This window comes from Acidimicrobiia bacterium, from assembly GCA_035948415.1.
Lineage (GTDB): Bacteria > Actinomycetota > Acidimicrobiia > IMCC26256 > PALSA-555 > PALSA-555.
In genome coordinates this window covers 1-3,011 of sequence record DASZJD010000078.1, presented here as the reverse complement: position 1 = coordinate 3,011, position 3,011 = coordinate 1, and the positions used below count along the sequence as shown (strand labels likewise).

The 3,011-nt window shown below is 73.5% G+C and carries 3 protein-coding genes; 2 read left to right on the top strand and 1 reads right to left on the bottom strand.

What is annotated here, in order from left to right:
- Window positions 1-317: hypothetical protein (locus VG869_10875; protein HEV3451697.1), on the bottom strand; the 317-nt coding region annotated here is incomplete at its 3' end.
- 51 nt (window positions 318-368) lie between these two features.
- On the opposite strand from VG869_10875, the gene VG869_10870 reads away from it, so the two are divergent.
- Together VG869_10870 and VG869_10865 are read left to right on the top strand one after the other, a co-directional pair.
- Window positions 369-2,186 carry a hypothetical protein gene (locus VG869_10870; protein ID HEV3451696.1) on the top strand — a complete coding sequence of 606 codons (1,818 nt, stop codon included), beginning with the start codon at window positions 369-371 and terminating at the stop codon, window positions 2,184-2,186.
- A 28-nt stretch (window positions 2,187-2,214) separates the two neighbouring features.
- The coding region (locus VG869_10865; protein HEV3451695.1) for a serine/threonine-protein kinase at window positions 2,215-3,011 on the top strand (797 nt) is incomplete at its 3' end.

Genomic DNA, 3,011 nt, shown 5'->3' with positions numbered 1-3,011 from the left:
ACCTCGGGCGGGGCGAGGAGTGCGACCCCTTGATCGCCGAGGTCCTCCCGCTCGTCCCCCGAGGGAGCGGCGTAGTGCTCTGCAGCCGAGTGCGGCCGCCCGGGCTGCTCGGTCGGGTCTCTGATGGCCTCCTCCGAGTTGTCGGAGCTGACGAGCTTGCCTTCACCGAGGAGGAGGCTGCGGCACTGTTCGAACGCCGCGGTCGGGATCCGGCCACCGGGAGCGAGCTCAGCCGCCAGCTCGCGGGCTGGGCCGCGGGCTTGAGCATGGCGGCAGAGTCCGGAGTCGCCGGCGAGGCCGTCGAACCCCTCGTGCATCAGACGCTTCTCCGCGACACGACCGACGCGGAACGGGCCGCGGTTGAGGCCTTGGCCGTCCTTCCCTATCTCACGTCGCCCGTCGCAGCGGCCATCGGTGTGGACACCGAGGTCCTCGACGGCCTCGTCGAGCGAACGATGCTCGTGACCGAGCAGTCGACGTTCTGGCGCCTGCATCAGGTGGCGTGCGATGTCCTCGAGCCCGAGGTTGCGCCCGCACGCGCGACAGCGCTGCGGCGGGCCGCGGCGCCGGTCATCGAGGAGACCGACCCTGCTGCGGCGATCGACCTCCTCCTCGCCGGGGCCGAGCACGAGGCGGCTGCCGACGTTCTCAGTCGCCATCTCTCGGCGATCGGGGTCCAGCGAGCGGTCCGCTGGCTGTACCGCCTGCCCCCAGAGCTCCGCCATCAGTTCCCGCCGGTTCTCGCCGCCGGCAAGGCGACCGTCGACCTCGACGAGGCGCTGGCCCGGGCCGAGCGACAGCTCCAAGCCGCGCCGGATGACGCAACCCGGCGCGAGGCGCTCTTCGCTCTTGCCTCCGCTCACGCCCACGCCGGCGCGCTCGCCTCGGCGGCTGGGGCCCTGGAGGCGGCGGTTACCCCCGGGGCGGAACCGCTCCTGGCCGAGCGGGGGCACGGGTGGCTCGGCGTGGTCCGGTGGTGGGCAGGCGATCTCGTGGGCGCCAGGGCGGCACTGGTCGCCGCCGGAGACAATCCCCTCGCCCACTGGGCGCGGGCCGAAGTGGCCCTGGCCCAAGGTGCGCTGGACGAGGCCGAGGAGCACGCTCGACGGGGCCGCGCCGCCGGAACCCTTCCCGACGCAGAGCTCACCGAGGCGCCCTGTCTGTCGGTCCTGGCCCGCCTCGCCCTCGTGCGCGCCGACCAAGCCGTGGCGCGAGGGCAGGCGCAAGCCGCCTACCGCGTGGCGGCAGAGGCCGGCGGCATCGATCTGGCGGCCGCCGCGCCCGTGCACGCGTGGACGCTCGTCAACGGTGGCGAGTTCGAGGAAGCACTGGCGGTGGCCGACTTCGTTGAGCGCCGCATCGGCCGCCACGACGCCTACGCCAGAGTTCAGGTCCAGCTCGTCCGTCTTGCTGTCGGCACGGCCCGGGCCGACGCGGAAGGGGTCCGCCGAGCCGAAGCTCGGCTCCACGAGCTCCGCCGGGGTGGGTTCGCCCTCGTGGAAGCGCAGGCGCGTGCCCTCCTGGCGCCGCTCGCGGCGCGGCCGCCGCTGGTCCTGCGTGTCGAGGTCCTCGGCGCGTCTCGTGTGGAGGTGGCGGGCGAGGTCCTGCCGCTCAAGGCGTGGAGGTCGCACAAGGCGCTGGAGGTGCTGCAGTACCTCGCACTCGCAGGCGAGCACGGCGCCCACCGCGAGGAAGTGATTGAGGCGGTGTGGCCTGAGCGCGACCCGGACAAGGGACGCGTGCTCCTGCGCGCTGCGTTGAGCGAGATTCGTCGCCGGTTGGAGCCGGGTCGCCAGACCGGTGAGCCGTCACGGTTCGTCGACACGGTGGGCGACCGCGTCCGGGTCGAGGCGGAGACCGACCTGGCCCACTGCCGGGCGCTCGCGAAGGACGGGCGCCATACCGAGGCCCTCGCCCAGTTCCGCGGTGGGCTGCTCGAGGACGACCCCTACCTCGAGTGGGCTTCCGAGGAACGCCGGGCAGCCGAGATCCTTCGCGTCGAGCTGGCCGAGCGGGTGGCGGCGGACGCGGCAACGCCGCTCACCGACCGCTCTGCAGCGATCGAAGTGCTCCTCGCAGCTGAGCCCTGGCGCACCGAGCTCTACGAACAATTGGCAGCTCTGCACCGGGAGGTGGGCGACGAGGCCCGGGCCCGAGCGGCAGAACGACGCGGCGCGGAAGCCTGAGTCAGCAGCCTCGGCGTAGGCTCCCGGCGTGGAGGGTGATGCCCTCGGCGGCCGGGGGTTGGGGGGCTTCGAGGTCGGCGCCGTCATAGGCCGGGGCGCCTTCGCCACCGTCTATCGCGCCCGACAGGTCCACCTGGGCCGCGACGTCGCGCTCAAGGTCCTCGACCCCGGCGTCGCCCGACTGCCCCAGGCCGCCCACCGCTTCGAGCGCGAGGGCTGGGCGGCGGCGGGCCTCGATCACCCCGCCGTCGTCCCTGTGTATGAGGCCGGCGAGTCCGACGGCTACTGGTACCTCGCCATGCGCCTGGTGCAAGGCTCCACGCTCGCCGACGAACTCGAAGCCGGTCCCCTCGCCCCGGAGCGCGTCCTGGCCGTCGTGGGTGCCGTGGCCGAGGCCGTGGACCACGCGCACAGCCGCGGGGTGCTGCACCGTGACGTCAAGCCTTCGAACATCCTCCTCGAAGGCGACCGGGTCTTCTTGGGCGACTTCGGCATCGCCGCCACCACGGCCGAGATCGGAACCCAGACCACCGGTGCCCTCGGCACCGCCGCCTACATGGCTCCTGAGGCGGCCCGCCCCGGCGAGGCCGATCACCGCGCCGACCTCTACTCCTTGGGCTGCGTGACCTACGAGTGCCTCAGTGGCAGGGCCCCCTATGCGGGCAACGACGTGGCGTCCCTCCTCTACGCCCACGCCCACGAGCCCGTCGCGGTCACCGGCGACGGTGCCCTCGACGCCTTCCTCAGCCGGGCCCTGGCCAAAGACCCCGCCGAGCGCTTCGGCTCGGGGGCGGAGCTGGCTGCCGCCCTGGGCGAGGCGCTCGG